The sequence below is a fragment of the Embleya sp. NPDC059213 genome (assembly GCF_042754445.1).
In the GTDB taxonomy this organism is placed as follows: Bacteria; Actinomycetota; Actinomycetes; order Streptomycetales; family Streptomycetaceae; genus Embleya.
The window spans coordinates 24,964-43,012 of record NZ_JBHZAV010000031.1 but is presented as its reverse complement, the minus strand read 5'-3'; the positions used below and the strand labels follow the sequence as shown (position 1 = coordinate 43,012).

The following is an 18,049-nucleotide window of genomic DNA, read 5'->3' as shown; positions in this document are numbered from 1 at the left end:
CAAAGGGTCTGGTCCGATCGACCCGTGTCCTGTGACCATGTCGAGCATGGCTGTCTCCGTGATGCCTGCCGCCGACACACTCGCTCGAACGCTGCTCGCCGCCCGAGGCGCCGAGTGGGGGGACTGGTCCGCCGAAGCCCTGCTGGAGACCGCCGGGCGGCTCGGCTGGGAGACTCGCCCGGGCGAGGACGGGTACATGGCCATCGAAACCGGCATACCCGGACTGCTGTGCCGCGGGGATCCCGGCGAGCGCGCCGAGGGCGCGCCGTGCGTACGCTTCACCGCCCCGCTGCCGATCCGGGCGGATCCGCCGCCACCGATGCCCGGGTTCCAGGGCCCGTCCGTGCCCGGCCAGTACGCCTACGGCCCCGGCGCCTGGGGCACCGTGCCCTATGTCCGCGACCGCGGGCGCGAGTTGGACGCCGCACATACCAGGCTCGGCGCCGCGCTGACCGCGACCCTGGGACCGGCGCCTTGGCGGGGCGGGCCCGCCGCGTGGCTGCGCTGGCGATCGCGACGGATCACCCTGCGGCTGTCCCGGGACGACGCGAACGAGGCGCTCGTCATGGAGTTGTTTCCCACGCGCGCCGGCGAGGCCTTCGAGCGACGTGGATTCGAACGGGCCGGCTCGCTGGCCGAATTGCCCTACATCTGGTGTGTCAGCCGACCCGACATGAGCCTGGCCGAACTGTTCCTGCCCTTCGGGCCGGACCCGCGCGACTGGGCGGACTTCCGCGACGCGCTGCCGCGTGTGCTGTCCTCGCTGGTGGTGGACATGCCGCTGGTCGGCTGGGTGGAACCGGTTCTGCTGGTGCTGGGCGACGTCGCCGAACCCGCGCACACGGCCGAGATCCGCGTCGGACAGGATCGCCTCGAACTGGGCAACGTACCCGGCAACGGCCGCCAGGTGTGGCTGCGCCCCGGCGCCGAACACGCCGTCGCGGCGGCCGAGTCGATCCTGGAGGCGTTCGCCTTCTGGGGCATCGACGGCGTACGTCGGCTGCGCACCCGAGCGTGGACGTCGGGAGGCTACGTCGACCTGCCCGGCATCGGAGTACGCCCCGAGGGCACCCACCCGGACGACGCCTGACCACAAGGGTGCGATGCGCGACGCCCGGCCGGTGAGCGGGATGCGCTCGCACCGGCACCTGCGACCGCGGGCGCCTGCACCTGCGCGGGCACGGTTGCCGGCACCTGCGCCCGCACCCGCGCCCGGGTGCGACCGCCGGCGCCCGCACCCGCATCTGCTTCGTCGCCCCGTACGGGGGTCCCGCGTCAGTCCTTGGTGCCCGCTCGCCACTGCAGGCCCCACCCGTACGCCTGGTCGACCTTCTGCTGATTGCCCTTGATGTAGCGCACCTCGCGCTGGATGGTCAGATCGCCGCCCTGGTTCTGAACGAGCGCGATCGCGCACGAGCGGGCCGCGCCGCCGGTCTCGTCGAGCCGGATCTCCAACTCGGGACCGGTCGCCGGCGTCAACGTCACCACCGCCTGCGCGTCGTCGAACGTCACACCCTTGTAGATGAACGCGAAGATCAGCAGTCGCTTGAAGCTGCTCTTGTGGTCGAGGTTGATGAACAGGTTCTCGCCGGCGGTGTTCGCGCCGGTGCGGTCGTCGCCGTCCAGGAACACATACGGCGGCTTGTCCGGCGAACCGAACATGTTGCCCAGCGCCTGCACGATGCCCTTGGAGCCGTCGTTCAGCTCCCACAGGCAGCACAGGTCGAGGTCGGTCGGCCCCATCAACCGCTTGAGCATGCCGCGCCCGGGAGCGGCCTGCACCCAGTTGAGGTTCACCCGCATCCGACTGCCGGTGATGCCCTCCTTGCTCAGCGAGACCATCGGCGAGGCCTTGGTCAGCGTCACCTTGCTCAACCGCACGGGCGGCCTGCTCGGCGTACTCGCCGGCGGCGGGCCGGCCGGCGGCCGCGCCGGCTCGGGCTTGCGGACGTTCAACCGAGGCGCCGGCGGCGGCGTCGACGACACCGGCGGCGGCGCGGGCGCCTGCACCCGAGGAGGCGCGGGTGCCGGCGGGGGTGGGGGCGGGGCCGTCACCGTGATGCCGAAGTCGGTGGCCAGCCCCTCCAGCCCGGTCGAGTAGCCCTGCCCGATCGCCCGGAACTTCCAGGCCCCGCCGCGGCGGTACAACTCGCCCGCGAGCATCGCCGTCTCCACGGTCGCGTCCGCGATGTCGAACCGAACCAGGTCCACCTCGGCCCCGGGATCGCTCACCAACAGGTGCAGGTCACGGATGCCCGCGAACGTGCCACTGTGCGCCGAAGCCGCGAGCACCACCCGATCCACACTCGCCGGCATCGACCCCAGGTCGATCTCCAGTGCGTCCCGCGACCACGTCCCCTCGTCCTTGCCGACGTGGCGAACCGCGCCGGAGGGATGGGTCGGCTGGTTGTAGAACACGAAGTCGGCGTCGCCCGAGACTCGACCCGACGCACCCAACAACAGCGCCGACGCGTCCAGGCCGGGGGTACTCGGCCCCGGCCGCCAGACGAAGACCGCGCGCACCTTCGCGGCGGACACCGGCGTGTTCTGTCCCTTGCCCAACTGCTGCACCATGCGCACGATCGTCACACGAGTGGGCTGATCGGTTCATCCTTTGCGTCGAAAAAAAGGGGTGCCCACCCGTACGGGTCAGTAAAACCGGGGTGAAACGTCCTCGCTCGTCCACTACTCTTACTCGCCTTGCCCGGGGTGTTGCGGGCCGGGGCCGGCGTTCGACACGCATCAGGCTCGGCGCAACGAAACCAAGAGTGAGCATCCCCACGCCTCCGCCCGAGGTCACTTCGGTATGCCCAAGGTCGCGTGTCCTGTCGGCCCCGCCGACGCCACACGCCGCCCGGGGAAAGGGATTTCACCATGACGTTCGCCTTCGCGCGCCCACCGCGGGTCGACCCCCCGCCGGACCGGCGGGCCCGGCTGTACCGCTTCGGCGCGCTCTTCGGCGCGGGCTTTCGCCGCTGGTCCACCTACCGCCAAGCCGCCCTCGCCGGCCTGTTCACCAACATCGTCTTCGGTGTGATGATCTACTCGCTGATGCGCGCCCTCACCGAGGACGGACGCCGGCCCGGCGGCTACGACGCCGCCCAACTCGCCACCTATGTCTGGGTCGGCCAGGGCATCCTCAGCGTCGTGCACGTCTGGTCCTGGAACGAACTCGCCGACCGTGTCCGCAGCGGCGACGTGACCGCCGACCTGCTGCGCCCGATCGACCCGTTCGAGGCGTTCCTGGCCGCCGACCTCGGCCGGGCCGCCTACGCGGTGCTCGCCCGCATGCTGGTACCCGTCCTCGCCGGCGCGCTCATGTTCACCCTGTACATCCCACAACGCCCCTACACGATCCCGCTGTTCGTGATCTCGCTGACCCTGGGCACGACAATCAGCTTCGCGCTGCGCTACCTCGTCAACCTCGGCGCGTTCTGGCTCCTGGACGCGCGCGGTCTCGGCGCGGTGTGGTTGCTCGCCTCCGGCGTGTTCGCCGGCACCTTCTTTCCGCTGCGCTTCCTGCCCGGCTGGGCCCAGGCGGTGCTGTGGTTCGCCACCCCGTTCCCCGGCCTGTTCCAGATCCCACTCGACGTCGTGGTCGAACGCCCCGGACCCGTACAGCAGATCGGCAGCGTCGTCCTGCAACTGGTCTGGGTGGCGATCCTGGTGCCCCTGGTCCTGCGCGTGCAGCGGGCCGCGACCGACAAGCTGGTGATCCAGGGTGGCTGAGCCCACGGCGGTCCGGGCGTACGTCCGCCTGGTGCAGGCCCAGATCCGCAGCCAGACCCAATACCGCACCTCGTTCTGCATCGACGTCGCATCCTGCGCGCTGAGCACACTCGTCGAGGCCGCCGTCATCCTGGTCGTCTTCCGGGTCTCGCCGACGGTGGGCGGGTTCGGGCTGCGCGAGGTGCTCGTGATGTCCGCGCTCGCGGTGTTCGCCTTCGATCTCGCCGACCTGACCGTCGGCAACATCGAACGGCTGTCGTTGTACGTGCGCAAGGGCATGCTCGACGCCATCCTGGTCCGGCCCCTGCGCGTACTGCCGCAACTGCTCGCCACCGACTTCGCGCTGCGCCGGATCGGTCGGGCCGCCCAGTCGTTCGTGCTGCTCGCCGTCGTTCTCGTCTACGCGGCTCCGCACTGGACGCCGGCGCGCGTACTGATGCTCGTACTGACCCCGATCGCGGGCTGCGCGTTGTTCGCCGCAGTGTTCGTGGCCGGCGCCTGCGTCGCGTTCTGGTTCGTCGAATCCGGCGAGATCGCCAACGCGTTCACCTACGGCGGCAAGGAGTTCGCACGCTACCCGGCGACGATCTACCCGGGACTGCTGCGCCGCGTGTTCGGCTACGGGGTCGGCCTCGCGCTGGTCGGGTATCACCCCGCGCTGTTCCTGACGGGGCACGCGGATCCACTCGGCGGGCCTGCCTGGCTCGCCTGGCTTTCCCCGGTTGTCGCGGCCTTCGCGTGGTTGATCGCGCTGCTGATGTGGCGGACGGGGATCCGGCATTACAGGAGTACGGGATCGTGACCGCGACCGGGACCATGACTGCGATCAAGACCGAGACCGAGACGATGATCGAGGTTCGGGATCTGCGCAAGGAGTTCACCGTCCGACGCAAGGTCGGCCGAATCCGCCGGGAATCCCGAACGGTGGCCGCAGTGGACGGCGTCGCGTTGAGCGTCGTGCGGGGTGAGACGGTCGGCTACATCGGGCCCAACGGGGCAGGCAAGTCGACCACGCTCAAGATGATGACCGGCATCCTGACGCCGACCTCGGGACACGTGCGGGTCTGCGGCCTGGAACCGGTGCCCCGTCGACGCCGGCTCGCCCGCCGGATCGGGGTGGTCTTCGGCCAGCGTTCGCAACTGTGGTGGGACCTGCCGCTGCGTGAATCGTTTCGATTGCTGGGATTCGTCTACGCGGTGCCGCGCGCCGAACACCAGGCCCGGCTTCGCCGGTGTCGGGCGATGCTCGAACTGGACGAGTTCATGGACACGCCGGTGCGTCAACTCTCGCTCGGGCAGCGCATGCGTGGTGAGATCACCGCCGCACTCCTGCACGGTCCGGACGTGTTGTTCCTGGACGAGCCGACGATCGGGCTCGACGTGGTCAGCAAGCAGTCGCTGCGCGCCTTCCTGGCCGAGATCGGCACGCGAGGGGACGTCACGACCGTGCTCACGACACACGACCTCGCCGACATCGAGCACCTGTGCCGGCGGCTGATCGTGATCGACCGCGGGCAGGTCGTGCACGACGGGACGCTGGAGGCATTGCACGCGCGCTACGGCTCGCGCCGACGTGTGGTCGTCGACCTGGACGAGGCCCGTGTGCTGGACGTGCGCACGCCCGGGGTCACGATCGAGGCGGTCGAGGCGGAGGGCAGACGGGTCACCTTCGCACTGGACGGCGTGCCCGCAGGGGAGTTGATCGCCACCATCGCGCGCGACGGAGGCCTGCGGGACGTCTCCGTGCGAGAGCCCACGATCGAGGAGGTGGTCGCGCGGCTGTATCGAGGGTGACGGGGCGACCGCGTCGAGGCTCTCGTGCTCCGGATCGGCAAAGGGCCTTTGGAACGGGTCATGGACCGGGCCGTCGACGACGGTCGGGCCGTTTGTCCGGTGTGGGTTGTGGCGGGTGGTCCTCGGTATTGAGGGATTGCCCCCTGCGCTCGCGGGGCTCCTCGGGAGAGAGTCTTCCCGAGGAGGACGGGACATGACGCACAGTCGGGACGAGGTCGTCGGTGCCGCGTTGTCGCGATGGGCGGCCGGGCGCTTTCCGTTGCCGGGCGACCCGGGACACCGCTGGTACCTCGCTCGCGAAGACGTCGTCGCGGCCTTGGCCGGGGCCGAGACGACGTTGCGAGCGGCGGAACCCGATGTGACGGCGGCCGGGTGGGTGGGCGACGCCGACCCGGACCAGATACGGGTACTCGCCGCCGCGTCGGCCCGTCCTCCCGCCCTGGTCGTGATCGGGGCGGCCGGCACCGGCAAGACCAGGACCGCCGCGATGGTGGTTCGGCGCGAGCGCGACGCCGGCGGGCGCGTGTTGGTCGTGACCAGGCAGCGGTACGGGGCGCGGCGGTTGTGGGAGGAGCTGGCGAGGGCCGGGGCGACCGGTGGGCGCGCCGGTGCGGGGGTGGCCTGCGGGGGCCGGGCAAGTGGCGGGGTCCCGGCGGGCAACGCAGTCGCAGCCGTGGCGGACCACGACGCGGACGGACGGCTGCTGGATCGGCATCGGCGTTCGATGGTCGAGCCGTACGGGGCCTGGGGATTGACCCTGGGCGGGATCCAGGATCACCTCATCGGGCTGCCGCCCTGGACCGGTCCGGTACTCGATCACGACGTGGCGTCCACCCTCGACCCTGGCGAGGCCCGTCGGCTCGGTCGCGAGCTCGAACGATTCGCCCACGCGGGTGGGTTGCGCGACGCGGCCTGGCACGGCGTACGCATCGACACACCCGAGCAGGCCCGCACCACCGTCGGCGAGATCGCCGAACTGCGCTCACGTTTCCGGGAGATCAGAGCAGGCGCGGCCAGGGCACGACTGCACGCGGATCGGCCCGAACCACGCGATCTCGCCGAATGGACCGCGTGCCTCGTGGTGGTCGAGCGGCTGCGCCGGCTCTCGATCGCCGTCGACCCGGAGATCCTCGCGGGGCCGTACTCCATGCGACAACTGCTCGCGACCACGCACTGGTACGGCCGACCCGCGGCGCGTCGATACCTGCGTGACCACACCCGCCTCCCGGCCGACCGGGCGGCCATGCGGCTCACCCTGTCCGAGGCGCGGGCCCTGCACGGGCTCTTCCGGGAAGGGGCGAGCGGGGTGCCCGAGGCGGCCTTCCTGCGGGAAATGGCCCTGGCGTGGGCCGGTTCGGAGCGGGAACGGCAGGCGCTGGAGGGCTACACGCAATCGTTGTTCCCGGTCCTGGACCTGCCGGCGGACACCTCGCTGCCCGAGATCGGCGCACGGCTGGATCGGCTCGCGGAATCGATCTCGGCGGACGGCGCGTCGTGGGAGCGACTCGCGGTCCGCTGCCGTTCGTACCGCGCCCTCGCGACCGCCGGCCTCGGACCGTTGTTGGCGGACCTGACGGCGCGGGGCGTGTCGCCGGAGCGGGTCGCGCAGGAATACGGGCGATTCCTGTATACGTCGCTCTCCCACGCCTGTACCGCCGTCGCGCCCGGCGGGGTGGTGGGCCTGCAGGCGCACGCGCATCGGTATCGCACGGGGGCGGCCGCGGCCGCTGTCGCCGGACCGGTGCCGGGGATGCCCAGGAGTCTGTCTAATGCGCCGGCGGACGAGTACCTGAAGGTGATGTCGCCACGCGATGTTCGGCGATTGCCGGACACGGCGCACTTCGACCTGGTGGTGGTGGACGATGCCGGGACCGTGAGTGAACGTGACGTGATCCCGGCCCTGTTACGGGCCGGTCGAGTCGTGTTGTTCGGGGACCCGGCGGGGCCCGGACTCGGTGACCCCGACGGGCCGGTCGAGCCCGGCGATCCCGGCTCCGAAGGCGACCTACGCTCCGCCCTCGCCTCGGTGAGCCGGTTCGTCGAGCCGGTTCGGATCGCCTACACGCACCGCGTTCTCGACGAACGCCTTGCGGTGCCGGGTGTGCTGCCGGCTGCTCGGCTTCCGGGCGTGCGGGGCGAGGAGGCGGCGGTACGGCACGTCGTGACCGGCGCGTACGACATCGCGGAGGTGGTCGCGACCGCCCGGTCGTATCGGGCGCGGTATCCCGAGGAAAGCCTCGCCATTGTCACCCTGGGTGGGTCGCAGGCGCAGCGCCTTCGGTCCGCACTGTCGACGGGCCGCGGCGGTGGGGAGTTCGCGGTGGACCGGGCGGCGGTCCTGCACGGGGGCGAATGGGACACGGTGCTCTTCAGCATCGGGGCGAAGCGGGACGCCGAAGGACGGCTGATCCATCGATTCGGCGCGGCCACCATGCCCGGCGGGGACGCACTCGTGGCTTCGGCGGTCTCCCGGGCGCGCCGGCGACTGGTCGTGATGACCACCTTCGAGGAAACCGAACTCGATCCGGCACGGCTGCGGGCCCCAGGGGCTCGGTTGTTGCGAACGGTCCTGCGGTACGCGGCCGCCGGCGAGCGCGAGGCAAACGTGGGCGAGACCGCAGGTGCGGGTGCGCGCGGCGGGAGGGGTGTGGGCGCAGGGACGGCCGGAGCCCCGGACCCGTTCCACGCCGATGTGCTCGATCGATTGCGGGCGGCCGGTCTCGACCCGATCCACGGGTTCGGTGGGCGCGCGGGCGTCGTGATCGCGTTGCCGGGACCGCGGGTGGACCCGGATACCGCTGCGGGTGCGGGCGACGCCGCAGTTGCAGGCACGCTCGCGGGCGCGGTGTCGCCGAGGCGGATGCTGGTCGCGATCGAGACCGACCGCAGTGCGGCCTATCGTGCGGAGTCGTCCGTACGCGAGCGCGAGTGGTTGCGGCCAGCTCGTCTGGTGGAGCGGGGGTGGGTCGTGTACCGCCTGTGGAGCGGGGACTGGATCCGTGACCCCGACAAGCAGATTCGGCAGATCGTGGCGCTGTACCAGTCTGCGGCAAAGGCCACCGGGGCTGCGACAAAGGAGTGACGCGGGAGTTCGGGCCCGGCGCGCCCCGCCCTTCCCGGTCCGCGAGGCCGCACCATATCGTGTGGCATATAAGCGGACGAAAAGGACGGCCCAGTGAGCGGATCGAGCCGGGACGCCGCTGCCGCGCCTCGCGTGGACCCGGTCGTCGCCGGCGTCGGCTTCGCGGTCGTATTCGCCGTCGTCCTCTGGGGCGTCCTTGCCAAGGGGTCGCTCGAGACCGCGGCGTCGACGGGACTCGATTGGACGATCCGCAACTTCGGCTGGCTGTTCGTCGTCGCCGCCGACGCCTTCCTCGTGCTCGCGGTGTTCATCGCCGTGTCGAAATACGGCCGGATCCGGTTGGGCAAGGACGACGAAGAACCGGAGTTCAACACCGGGGCCTGGGTCGCGATGATGTTCAGCGCCGGCATGGGCATCGGGTTGATGTTCTACGCGGTCGCCGAACCCATCCAGCACTTCGCCAGTCCGCCGCCGGCCTCCGGCGCGGTTCCGCAAACCCCGGGTGCGGCCGGCGCCGCACTCGAATGGACACTGTTCCACTGGACGTTGCACCCGTGGGCGATCTACGCGATCGCGGGTCTCGCCCTCGCGTACGCGACGTTTCGGCGCGGTCGTGGAAATCGGGTCAGTGCCGCGTTCGTACCGCTCCTGGGCCGGCGCGCGGACGGCGCGGCCGGACAGGCGATCGACCTGCTCGCCATTTTCGCGACCGTGTTCGGCTCGGCCACGAGCCTGGGGCTCGGTGCTCTCCAGGTCGGCAAGGGCCTGGACCTGACCACCGACATCAAGGACACCGCGACGTTGCACGTGGTGATCATCATCGCCCTCACGGCCGCCTTCGTGGTGTCCGCGTTCAGCGGGATCCACCGCGGCGTCAAATGGCTGAGCACCGCGAACGTACTGCTCGCACTGGTGCTCATGCTGTTCGTGTTCGTGGTCGGGCCGACGGTGTACGTGCTCGGTGTGCTGCCCGCGTCCGTCGGCAGCTACCTCAACGACCTGCTGACCCTCGCGACCCGCACCGGTACTTTCGGCGGCGACGAGTGGATGGGCACGTGGACGATCTTCTATTGGGCGTGGTGGTTGTCCTGGGCTCCGTTCGTGGGCACGTTCATCGCGCGCATCTCGCGAGGGCGCACCGTACGTCAATTCGTGATCGGCGTGTTGCTGGTGCCCAGCGGGGCGAGCACGGTCTGGTTCGCGGTGATGGGCGGGACGGCGCTGCGCCTGCAACAGACCGGCGCCGCCGACCTGGTCGCCAAGGTCGCCGAAGGGCCGGAGTCCGGCCTGTTCGCGATGCTCGACGCACTGCCCCTGTACGCCGTCACCGCGACGGTGGCGATGGTCCTGGTCGCGCTGTACTTCGTCACCGGAGCCGACTCCGCCTCGCTCGTGCTCGGTTCGCTGACCAGTCGGGGATCACTCAAGCCGGCGCGCTGGTTGGTGGTCGGGTGGGGTGCGCTGATCGGTGCGGTCGCAGCCGTGCTCCTGGTCGCCGGCGGCCTCAAATCGCTGCAGCAGGCGACCATCCTGGTGGCGTTGCCGTTCGTGTTGGTGATGCTGGCACTGTGCGTGGCATTGCTGAAGGACCTCAACAGCGACCCGATGGTCGCGGCCGGACCCAGGCGCATGCGGGCACGCGGATTCTCGGAGGCGGTGCGCACGGCGGTGGGCGACGAGGACGAGGACGTGGAGGCGGAGACCTTCCACCGACACCACGGCGGGATCTGAGCGCGGCGATCTGATTGGATCCGTCCGGGGCGATCTCGGCCCCGATCGGTCGTGTTGGCGTCAGAGCGAATCCGGGCACATCCCGGTCGGGAGGTCTTGGTGCTGTTGGAGGACGAGCGTCGCGAACTGTGCGAGTTCGGACGCCGGATCGTCGAGTGCGGCCTGGTGGTCGGCGCCTCGGGCAATCTGAGCGTGCGCCGGGGTCCGATGGTCGCGATCACTCCCTCCGGCGCCCCGTTGGAACGCATCACGCCCGTGGAGTGCGCGGTTGTGGATCTGTCGGGCACGGTGCTGGAGGGGGCGAGGGCGCCGTCCTCCGAGACGCCGATGCACCTCGCGCTGTACGAGAACGACCCGCGCGCCGGGGCCGTGGTGCACACGCACGCCGTGTTCGGCGCGGTGGTGGCGACGACCCTGCCGGTATTGCCGGCGATCCACTACAACGTGCTGCTGCTCGGCGGCCACGACGTGCGAGTCGCACCGTACGCGACCTACGGGACACCGGAATTGGCGGACTCGGTGCGCGCTGCGCTCGCGGGTGGTCGAAGCGGGGCGCTGCTGGCCAACCACGGGGGAGTGACCCTGGGGCGGGATCTGATCGAGGCCTACGACCGCACCAGGATCCTGGAGTGGTTGTGCGAGGTCTACGTGCGCTCGCTCGCGGTGGGCACACCGAACGTGCTGACCGCCGCCGAGTTGGCGGCGGTCGAACAACGAATGACCTAGACGAATGGCCGGGGCGAAGCCGAGCGCGGCGCGCCTCGACCCGGCCGTCGCCTCAGCGCTTGACGTCGATCACGATGCGGCTCGGGTTGGTCAGGACCGACGTGACCACCTGCTGCACATTGCTCTTGTAGCCGATGCCGACCTTGAGCTTGCCCTCGAAGTCGCAGGTGACCGAGTACCCGGTGAGCGAGGGCATGTTGGTCACCACGGTGCGCGGGCCGGTGTAGGTGGCGTTGCCGTTTTCGTCGTGAGCCGCGCTCGCGATGTCCAACTCGACGTACTCGGCGCTGTTCGGGAAGCTGACCGGCTTCCCGCTCGCGCACTGTTCCAGGCTGCTGGTGCCGGTGACGCCGTAGGCGGGCACGCCGGCGGAGAAGTCGAGGACCACGCGATCGTAGGTCGCGTGTTGCCCGGTGCGGATGTTGGTGAGGTAGGTGGTGCCGGCGGCCTGGGCGGTCCCGGACAGCACGGTGGTGGCGGCGATGCCGACGACGGCGGCGACGCCGAGCGCGGAGCGGACGAGATGGCGACGGGGAACGGATACAACAGCCATGACAGCCTCCGAATGAGCCGATATCTACAGCGACGAAACGTTTCGCAGTCTGGTTCCGAGAATGCCGATGTCGATCTTCAATGCACTCTTTCGAGGTAAAACCGCGTCCGTTCGCCCTCGCTTCGCCCTTTCATGCGCAACCCTGGACACACGTCGGAACCGGGGCAACGGATTCGACGAACGGGGAAGTTCTCATGAATCGCATGCGACGTCGCCTTGTCTGCGCGCTGGCTCTGACCACGAGCCTGCTGACCACCGTTGGCGCACCGAGCGCCTCCGCCGAACCGGCTGCGGCAGCCTCGTGCGCACCCGGGCAGGTGTGCTTCTGGACCGAGCCGGGCTTTGCGGGCGCACCGGCGGCAACCTTCGAACTGGCCGGCGTCAACGTCGATCAGTGCGTGTCACTGCCTGATGGGGTCGATGCCTTGTCCTTCGCGAACCGCATGGATCGCTACGTGACGATGTATCAGAGCAGGGAGTGCGCCACGGAAGGAGACTTCAGCACATATCCCGGCGAGGGGGTTTTCGTGCCCGACGTGCCCTTCACGGTCCGGGCCTTCCAGATCTGGGAAAAGCCCTGACGGCGGGTATCCCAGGGAGTCGTCATCCCTGGGCTCCGGAATAGTCCGAGAAATCGAAGGACGCGACGATGTGATCGACCGTCGCGTCCAGATTCGGCGGCATGGCGAAGGTCTCGACGGAGAGTTTGGTGACCGGCAGCCACCACACCCGAGGGTGATACGTCGAGCCGTTGTCGCAACCGGCCGACCAGCGCCGGTAATCGGCGGTCTTGGGTCCGACCGGCCGGAACCCGCGTTCGACGATCGTGGATGACGTGGTCATCGCGGTGCCGCGGGGTATTACCCCGCGGCACCAGGCGTCGCCCTGCCAGACCCAGCCGGATCCGGATTCGAGGTCCAGTGTTCGTCCCCACTCGTCACCGGGCGGATCGGGCAGGCGGATCTCCACGCCGTCCACCGCGCAGCCGTCGTTGGGGCGGCCGCCCAGCAGTGCGGCGGGCGGCAGCAGACACATCACGTGGGGACCATCAACGCCCTGCTCGACCGTCCAGCCCGCCGGCACGACGAAGGTGATGCCCTGAAGGCTGCGCCGCGTCTCACCGGCCGCACTCGGCGGTATCGCCGGAGGGCGTGGCCCAGGGGCCGTGGGCGAGGCTGAGGCGGGGGGTTGGGCGCTTGTGCCCGTAACGCCGTTCAGGGTGCTGGTGCCGCCCTGGGCGCCGTTGGAGGTCGGCGGATTCGTCCTGCCCGCAGCCGGTGTGTCGTCGTCGATCAGGTTCGGCACCGCCACCGCCGTACCGATGGCCAGCAGGCAGGCCACCACGGCTGCGGCGACCGGCCCGGCTCGGCCGCGGCCGCGTGGTTCGGACGGGGGCTGGGCGGCGGCAGGAGGAGGGATGTGGGCCGCCGGATGAGTTGAGAACTGCGACGGTGCGGGCGGCATCGCGTGGAACGTGTGCACGGGTTGCGGGTCGGTGGACGACAACGGTGCGGGGTCGGCGAGCGGCCTCGGCGACGGTGGGACGGCGGGCGGGTGCGTCGGCCCGGGAGTGGGCTCGGGTGGGTCGCCGATAGGGGCCCGATGCGCCGGGAGCATCGTGGTGACGGCGTCCGGGAGCCAGGTTTCGGGGGCGGCGTGCGCGTCGACGCCGAGCTCCTGCAGGTAGGTCAACACCTGCGTAGCGGGCGGGCGGTCCGCAGGGTCCTTGGCCAGACATGACTGGATCAGACCGCGCAACTCGCGCGGGACGCCGTCCAGATCAGGCTCGCCGTGCACCACGCGATACACGACCGCCTCCACCCGGCCGCCGCCGAACGGTGGACGACCGGTCGAGGCGTAGGCCAGCACCCCACCGAGTGCGAACACATCGCCGGCCGGCCCCACTTCCGCGTCGAGGGCCTGCTCCGGGGCCAGGTAGCCGGGAGAGCCGACCGTGCTGCCGGTACGGGTCAGCGCGGTCTGCTCACCGATCCGCGAGATGCCGAAGTCGATCACCCGCGGACCGTCCTGGGCCAGCAACACGTTGGAGGGCTTCAGATCGCGGTGCACGACCCCGGCGGCATGGAGTGCGGCCAGAGCCTCGGCGAGACCGCCGGCCAGTACGCGTACGGCCTCCACGGGCAGCGGACCCTGCTCGGCGACCGCGGCGTGCAGAGACGGCCCGGGGATGTAGGCGGTGGACAACCACGGCTCGTCCGCGTCCGCGTCGGCGTCCAGGACCGGCGCGGTGAAGAACCCCTGGACGCGCCGGGCGACATCGATCTCGCGTCGGAACCTGGCCCGGAAGTCGGGATCCTGGGCCAGCTCGACATGGATCACCTTGACCGCGACCGGCCGCCCGCCCGGCGAACGGCCGAGGTAGACACGCCCCATGCCGCCGGCGCCGAGCCGACCATGGATGGAGTAAGGCCCGATTCGAGTCGGGTCACCGCTCTGAAGCTCGCGCATCGATCCCCCCTGAGTCGATGAGTGCCACGCCCGCGCCGCACCGAGCCGCCGTCAGTGCGGCACACGCGTCACAAGGTCGAGCAGATCCTGCCGGCGCGGATCCGTGTGTGGGTCCCTGGCCCCCATATCGGTCGCGGCGCGGATCGGATGGTCCCGGGCACGGTCGAGCGCCGGTGCCTGCGCCGGCTCGCCTTCGCCCTCGGGCGCGTACTCGTGACCGGTTTCGCATCCGCGCGCCGGTCCGGGCTCGCCGTACTCCCGCCCGCCCCGGAACCCGGCCGCGGCAGTACCGGGTTCGAGGCGGCGGTCGTCCCGAAGGGATGGCCCGGGATGCCGGAAGGCCGCAAGGAACGCGGTGGCCGTCGGCTCGTCGTCCGCCGACAGCGTCCGGCACCGCTCCGCTGCGGCGTCCGCTGTCGGGCAGGTCGGGAAAGCGGCCCCACCACCCGGTAGAGCTGCATGTGCGAAAGCGCCGACTCGAACACCGAGCGGCCGGGGACCGCCCCCGGGCGATCGGCGCGGTCCCCGGATCGGAAACGCGCGCCATTGTCGTCCCGGCGCCGCGGTTCCCACTCGTTCATACGACACAGTGTCCCTCGTTCGGGTGATCGCAGGGCGAGACAACGGAACACTCCGCTGCAATGCATCGCATGACGACGATGGCATCGACCGCTGCCGAACAGACCGGACCCCCCTCGCGATCGACGCCGTGCCCCGATTTGGAGGTCGCGGTGGACGCGGCCCTGGAGCGGCTGATGCTTGCCGGGCCCGCGCGATCGGCGTTCGCACCGCCGCACGGCGCGGCGATCGACGCTCGCGCGACCACCGAGCCGCAGGCGTGGGTGCGTTGGTGGCGGCGGTTCGAACCGGCCAGGGAACGGCGCGATCTGTCCGCCATACGCGGCATGATCCTGGGTCTGATGGCCGGCTACGGCCTCTCCCGGTTGATCGAAGGCGTCCCCGAACGCAGCCTCACCCGGCGTGTTTGCGACGTCGTGATCGTCCTGAACCGATTGAACGGCCTGGGCGAGTACGACATGGTCCTCGACCTGGCGGGGCTCGCGTTGCGTCGGCTGGAGACCGACGAAGCGCTCGCCGGCAACCCCAACCACTGGGCCTGGGACGCGGCGGAAGACCTGCGCGACCTGTCAGCCGGCTTCGGACAGCTTGCGTTCGGTGCCCGTTGATCCGGCCGCGGTCTGCTTCGGCCCCCGACGCAACGGGATTTCCCGCAACATCAAGGCGAGCACGAAGCCGAGCACCGCGATCGGTACGCCCGCCAGGAACACCGCGTCGAGCGCGTCCGCGAATGTGGTCAACGTCGCTTCCCGTTGCCCCGCCGGCAATGCGTCGATCGCCTGCCGGGTGACTCCCATGCCGGTCTCGCCGGCCCCGCTGCTCGCGGTCTTGCCGGCCAGCCCGTGGGCGAACACCGCGCCGAGCACGGCCGCGCCCAGAGCCGAACCTATCGAGCGGGCGAACGAGTTCAGGCCGGTGGCCACGCCGATGTCCGACTGCTCGACCGAATTCTGCACCGCGAGTGTGGTCACCGGCCCGATCGTGCCGAGCCCGAAGCCCAGCACCATCAGGCCGATCAGCAGATGCCAGTACGGGCTGTCCGTGCCCAACAGCGACAACACCACGAGCCCGGCAGCGGCGAGCACAGTGCCGATCAGGGGAAAGCGCTTGTACTTGCCGATCCGCGAGATCAACCGACCCGACAGCGTCGAGCACACCATCATCGAGAGCATCATCGGCGCAAGCAACAGACCCGATTCGGTCGGCCCGTGACCGCGCACGATCTGTTGGTAGATCGGCAGGAACGTACTCATCCCCAGGGTCAGGCAGCCGGTGACCATCGTCAGCGGACACGCGACCCGCACGATCGTGTTGCGCGAGAGCAGCCGCAAGGGAATCAACGGATCGGCCGCACGCCGCTCGACCAATACGAAACCGGCGAGCATGCCGACCGCCGTCACCGCCAGTACCAGGCTCGGTGCGGAGATCCAGGCGAACTGTGTCCCGCCCCAACTCGTGAACAGGATCAAAGCACTGGTCCCGCAAGTGAGCAGGGCGAGACCGGAGCCGTCGAACGCACGCTTGACGTAGGGCTTGCGCGGCAGCCTGAGCACCGCGGAGGTGACCATCAGCGCCACCGCACCCAGCGGGATGTTCACGTAGAACACCCACCGCCACGACAGCGCCTCGGTGAAGAAGCCGCCGATCAGCGGCCCGCACACGGTCGAGAAGGCCACCGTCGACGCGATGAAGCCCTGATAGCGACCACGCTCGGCGGGTGGCACCAGGTCGCCGATGATGGCCTGAGCGTTGCTCATGAGCCCGCCGGCACCGAGCCCCTGGATCGCCCGGAAGGCGATCAACGCGCCCATCGACTGCGCGGTGCCGCACAACATCGAGCCTGCGAGGAACACCACGATGGCGAACTGAAACAGCCGCTTGCGGCCGTGGACGTCGCCGAGCTTTCCGTACAGCGGGATCGAGACGGCCGTGGCGAGGGTGTACGCGGTGGTCACCCACGCCAGGTGTTCGAGCCCGCCGAGGTCGGCAACGATCGTCGGCATCGCCGTCGAGACGATGGTCGCGTCGAGCGATGCCAGCATGACGCCGAGCATCAACCCGCAGAAGACCAACAAGATCTGGCGGTGCGTCAGAGTAGGTGGGGCGGCGGAACCCGCCCCCGAATCCTTCACATCGCTAAAAGCTAGGCTGGGTAATGAACCATGTCAATGATCATCCACCGGCCGGCCCTGCGACGTGCCTCGACGGGCCCGCCTACGCGGCGCCGCTGCGCAACTGCGCCACCACGCCGTCCACGCCCTCGCTGCGCAGCCGCTCGACCACGCGCACGCCGTCCAGGCGGGTCTTCATGTCCTGCGGGGTCAGCCCCCGCTCCAGGCACAGCGCCGCCAGCTTGTACTCGGTCGGCAGGATGCCGGCGGTCAGCCAGGCCAGCACCTGAGCCGCCGTCATGTCCAACTGGGTCCAGCTCGTCGCCATCGCGTGCCGCTGCTCGGGCGTGGTCCGGGGATCGATCTGCTTGATCACGCGACCGATGTCGAGAACGCGCGTAGCGTCTCGATTGGGCACGGCCGCTGGCGCAGGCGCCGGGATGACGGCACGCGGCGCCGACTGCGCCTGACGGCGCTGCTGCTGCGGGGGCTGGTGTTGTCGATTGGACCGGGTCGGCGTCTCCGAGCTGCGCCGACGAGGCCGCCGACCGTCGAGAAGGTTGGCCAACATGGCCTGTTCGACGGCATCGAGATCTTCCACCACAGGTAGTCACCCTTCTGGAATCCGCGCCGTGCACAATCCGGTCATTCGCAGAGGAATGCCGCTGTTCGGCGCTCAGAATCACACGCCGGGAGGGACGTGGACTGCGATGGTCTTGCCCATGTCGACCTTCACTCACACACGCGACCGATCATCGAATCGTAGCGATATGACGAATCGTCAACCGCGCGCCCGCAAGCGCGCCGGTCAGTACGCTGAGGCGCGGGGCCGAAGGGGGTGACATGGGAACGGGATACGAGCGATCCTGCTGGTTCACCCTGCCCGCCCAGCCGGCCTCGGTCGCCCAGGCCCGACGAGCTCTCGCGGACCATCTGACCTACTGGGGACTGCCCTACGGGCACGACCTGGGCTACGCCCTCAAGCTGGTCGCCTCCGAACTGATCACCAACTCCGTCGAACACGCGGCCGTACTGTCACCCGAGGTCTCGGTGACCTGCACGGTGCACGACGGTTGGCTGTGGTTGGGAGTGCGCGACCGCCACCCCTACCGTCCGGTCGCCCTGTTGGAAACGGTCGACGACACCTCCGGGCGAGGCCTGCTGATCGTGCGCAACATCGTCACCGAATTCGGCGGCCAGATCCACATCGAGGCACACCCCGACGGCAAGACCCTGTGGGTGATCCTGCCGTGGCCGGTCGCCTGAACCCCGCAC

Annotated in this window: 15 protein-coding genes; 10 read left to right on the top strand and 5 right to left on the bottom strand. The window is 70.1% G+C overall.

Annotation, left to right across the window (positions count from 1 at the left end; translation table 11 throughout):
- Window positions 1-46 precede the first annotated feature (46 nt).
- On the top strand, window positions 47-1,090 hold the full coding sequence (locus ACFXMF_RS14685; protein WP_379987862.1) for a hypothetical protein: 1,044 nt from the start codon (window positions 47-49) through the stop codon (window positions 1,088-1,090).
- A 185-nt stretch (window positions 1,091-1,275) separates the two neighbouring features.
- Here ACFXMF_RS14685 and ACFXMF_RS14680 read toward each other — a convergent pair whose 3' ends face one another.
- Window positions 1,276-2,574 (bottom strand): TerD family protein, encoded by a 1,299-nt coding sequence (locus ACFXMF_RS14680; protein WP_360317404.1) that lies wholly within the window; start codon window positions 2,572-2,574, stop codon window positions 1,276-1,278.
- Window positions 2,575-2,874: 300 nt separating this feature from the next.
- Here ACFXMF_RS14680 and ACFXMF_RS14675 point away from each other — a divergent pair, with 300 nt between their 5' ends.
- From ACFXMF_RS14675 to ACFXMF_RS14650, 6 genes are all read left to right on the top strand, one after another.
- Window positions 2,875-3,729 carry an ABC transporter permease gene (locus tag ACFXMF_RS14675; RefSeq protein ID WP_379987861.1) on the top strand — a complete coding sequence of 285 codons (855 nt, stop codon included), beginning with the start codon at window positions 2,875-2,877 and terminating at the stop codon, window positions 3,727-3,729.
- On the top strand, window positions 3,722-4,531 hold the full coding sequence (locus ACFXMF_RS14670) for an ABC-2 family transporter protein (protein WP_360317408.1): 810 nt from the start codon (window positions 3,722-3,724) through the stop codon (window positions 4,529-4,531). Before ACFXMF_RS14675 ends, ACFXMF_RS14670 begins: the two co-directional genes overlap by 8 nt.
- Window positions 4,528-5,523: an ATP-binding cassette domain-containing protein gene (locus ACFXMF_RS14665; RefSeq protein WP_360317410.1), complete on the top strand. Its 996-nt coding sequence runs from the start codon at window positions 4,528-4,530 to the stop codon at window positions 5,521-5,523. The genes ACFXMF_RS14670 and ACFXMF_RS14665 overlap by 4 nt, the downstream gene beginning before the upstream one ends.
- 193 nt (window positions 5,524-5,716) lie before the next feature.
- Window positions 5,717-8,605 (top strand): hypothetical protein, encoded by a 2,889-nt coding sequence (locus ACFXMF_RS14660; RefSeq protein WP_379987860.1) that lies wholly within the window; start codon window positions 5,717-5,719, stop codon window positions 8,603-8,605.
- A 93-nt stretch (window positions 8,606-8,698) separates the two neighbouring features.
- Window positions 8,699-10,336, top strand: a complete 1,638-nt coding sequence (locus ACFXMF_RS14655; RefSeq protein ID WP_379987859.1) for a BCCT family transporter — start codon at window positions 8,699-8,701, stop codon at window positions 10,334-10,336.
- A 99-nt stretch (window positions 10,337-10,435) separates the two neighbouring features.
- Window positions 10,436-11,062: a class II aldolase/adducin family protein gene (locus ACFXMF_RS14650; protein ID WP_360317414.1), complete on the top strand. Its 627-nt coding sequence runs from the start codon at window positions 10,436-10,438 to the stop codon at window positions 11,060-11,062.
- Window positions 11,063-11,114: 52 nt separating this feature from the next.
- On the opposite strand, the gene ACFXMF_RS14645 is transcribed toward ACFXMF_RS14650, so the two are convergent.
- Window positions 11,115-11,615 carry a hypothetical protein gene (locus ACFXMF_RS14645; protein ID WP_360317416.1) on the bottom strand — a complete coding sequence of 167 codons (501 nt, stop codon included), beginning with the start codon at window positions 11,613-11,615 and terminating at the stop codon, window positions 11,115-11,117.
- Between the two features lie 194 nt (window positions 11,616-11,809).
- Between ACFXMF_RS14645 and ACFXMF_RS14640 the strand changes: the two genes are divergently transcribed.
- Window positions 11,810-12,196, top strand: a complete 387-nt coding sequence (locus ACFXMF_RS14640; protein WP_360317418.1) for a peptidase inhibitor family I36 protein — start codon at window positions 11,810-11,812, stop codon at window positions 12,194-12,196.
- A gap of 22 nt (window positions 12,197-12,218) precedes the next feature.
- Here ACFXMF_RS14640 and ACFXMF_RS14635 read toward each other — a convergent pair whose 3' ends face one another.
- Complete coding sequence (locus tag ACFXMF_RS14635; RefSeq protein ID WP_360317420.1) at window positions 12,219-14,084, bottom strand: serine/threonine-protein kinase; 1,866 nt, start codon at window positions 14,082-14,084, stop codon at window positions 12,219-12,221.
- 650 nt (window positions 14,085-14,734) lie between these two features.
- Between ACFXMF_RS14635 and ACFXMF_RS14630 the strand changes: the two genes are divergently transcribed.
- Complete coding sequence (locus tag ACFXMF_RS14630; RefSeq protein WP_379987858.1) at window positions 14,735-15,271, top strand: hypothetical protein; 537 nt, start codon at window positions 14,735-14,737, stop codon at window positions 15,269-15,271.
- Here ACFXMF_RS14630 and ACFXMF_RS14625 read toward each other — a convergent pair.
- Window positions 15,233-16,795: an MDR family MFS transporter gene (locus ACFXMF_RS14625; RefSeq protein WP_360317424.1), complete on the bottom strand. Its 1,563-nt coding sequence runs from the start codon at window positions 16,793-16,795 to the stop codon at window positions 15,233-15,235. The two genes, ACFXMF_RS14630 and ACFXMF_RS14625, sit on opposite strands and share 39 nt — an antisense overlap.
- 82 nt (window positions 16,796-16,877) lie before the next feature.
- Entirely contained in the window at window positions 16,878-17,150 is a 273-nt protein-coding gene (locus tag ACFXMF_RS14620) for a hypothetical protein (protein WP_355529510.1), read from the bottom strand.
- A 467-nt stretch (window positions 17,151-17,617) separates the two neighbouring features.
- On the opposite strand from ACFXMF_RS14620, the gene ACFXMF_RS14615 reads away from it, so the two are divergent.
- Window positions 17,618-18,040 carry an ATP-binding protein gene (locus ACFXMF_RS14615; protein WP_020554102.1) on the top strand — a complete coding sequence of 141 codons (423 nt, stop codon included), beginning with the start codon at window positions 17,618-17,620 and terminating at the stop codon, window positions 18,038-18,040.
- Window positions 18,041-18,049: the final 9 nt, after the last annotated feature.